The 1,750-nt window shown below is 74.4% G+C and carries 1 protein-coding gene; it reads right to left on the bottom strand.

The window, feature by feature from the left end; translation table 11 throughout:
• Positions 1-100 precede the first annotated feature (100 nt).
• Positions 101-1,006 (bottom strand): serine protein kinase RIO, encoded by a 906-nt coding sequence (locus ACTUAL_RS21130; RefSeq protein WP_440901464.1) that lies wholly within the window; start codon positions 1,004-1,006, stop codon positions 101-103.
• Positions 1,007-1,750: the final 744 nt, after the last annotated feature.

The following is a 1,750-nucleotide window of genomic DNA, read 5'->3' as shown; positions in this document are numbered from 1 at the left end:
ACCGCAGGTGTTCGCGGGTGGCGTCCCGCGTACTCACCGCACGTGCGCCGCGCGCGCCGCCGGGTGAGGTGGCGCGCCCTCCCACCCGGCGGCGCCCGTCTCACGCCAGCCCGGCCTCCCGGAGCAGGTCGGCGGTCAGCTCGACCGGGTCGGCCAGCTCGGCGGGCAGGCCGCGCGCGGTGAACCACTCGGCCACCACCCGCACGTCGCGCGCCAGGAACTCGGCCCCGCGCGGGTTGGCGACCAGGTCGACCAGCTGCGGCAGGTCGATCACCACGAGCCGGTCGTCGTGCACCACCAGGTTGAACGGCGACAGGTCGCCGTGCGCGTACCCGGCGGCGGCCATCCCCGTGAGCGCCGACCCGAGCTGCCGCCACAGGTCCACCAGCGCGTCCGGCTCGGGCCTGGTCTGGGCGAGCCGGGGCGCGGCCTGGGCGCCGTCGCCGATGAACTCCATCAGCACCTCGGTGCCGTCGCGCTGCACCGGGTAGGGCACCGGCACGCCGCGCTGCCACAGCGCGCCGAGCGCCGCGAACTCGGCCACCGCCCACCGCTCGGCGATCAGGTTCCGCCCGAACGCGCTGCGCCGGGACATCGCGCGGGCCTCCCGGCTCCGCCGCTCCCGACGGCCCTCCAGGTAGCCCGCGTCCCGGTGGAACAGCCGGTGGTCGTTGTCCCGGTACCGCTTCGCGGCCAGCAGGCAGGACCGGTCGGGCGTGGCGCGCTCCAGCAGGGAGATGTCCGCCTCCTTGCCGGACTTGATCAGCCCGAGCTCCCGGTCGACGGCCCCGAGGTCGGTGACCAGCCACGCCGGGTGCGGCGCGGGCCCCTGGTCGGCGCTGCCCCACGTGGACCACCGGTCGCCGTCCTCGGGCCCGGTGAGCTGCCGGGACTCGCCGAGCCGCTTCTTGGTCTCCTCGGTGAGCCTGCCGCGCCGGACGTTCTCCTCGTCGTCCCGCACGACCCGGACACGGGTCCTGACCTCGCGCGGGCCGTAGTCGTCCAGCTCGTAGTCGGACCAGCGGCTGTGCGGGTCGGCGTCGTCGTCGCTGGCGTCGTCGCCGTCGCCACCGTCATGACCGGCGTCGTAGTCGGTGTCGCCGTAGCCGGCGTTGACGTCGCCGGTGTCGCCGTAGCCGGCGTCGACATCATCGGTGTCGTCGTAGCCGGTGCCGGCCTCGTCCGCGTCGCCGTAGCGGGTATCGGTGTCGTCGTGGCGACCCGCGTCACCGCCCGAACCGGACTCGGGCGCGTCGACATCGGCGGCGTCGTCAAATCGACCGCCGTGATTGAAGTTGATCTTGAGTTCGTGCAGTGCGTCAGTCGTGATCGCGTGCTCGCGCACAGCGGGGCTCCCAGCGGGAAGTGGGTGATCACCCCGACGTCGGGCCGCGCGACCGCGTCAGACCCTGTGGAGCGCCGGGGTGGGTGGACGGGCCGGTGCCGCGTCCAGGACAGGTGTCATGGCCATGTCGACACCTCCTCCCCGAATCCGCTCCGGGCTCTCCGGCCCGCGAGTCGCTGTGCTCACCCACCATGCCCCGCCCGCACCCGGCGGGGCAACCGCTTTTCCGACCACTCCAGTGCCCAGCCCACTCCAACGGCTGGCCCGGCCCGATGCCAGCCCGGCCCGATGCCCGCTTAGCTCGATACCTGCCCGGCCCGATGCTCAGCCCGGCCTGACCTGGCGCTCAGCCCAGTCCTGCCCGGCCTGCCCTGCCCAGCCGCCCAACCCTGCCCTGCCCGGCCT

It is taken from the genome of Actinosynnema sp. (genome assembly GCF_052038725.1).
The sequence above is the reverse complement of the archived record's forward strand: the minus strand, read 5'-3'. Positions and strand labels throughout refer to the sequence as shown.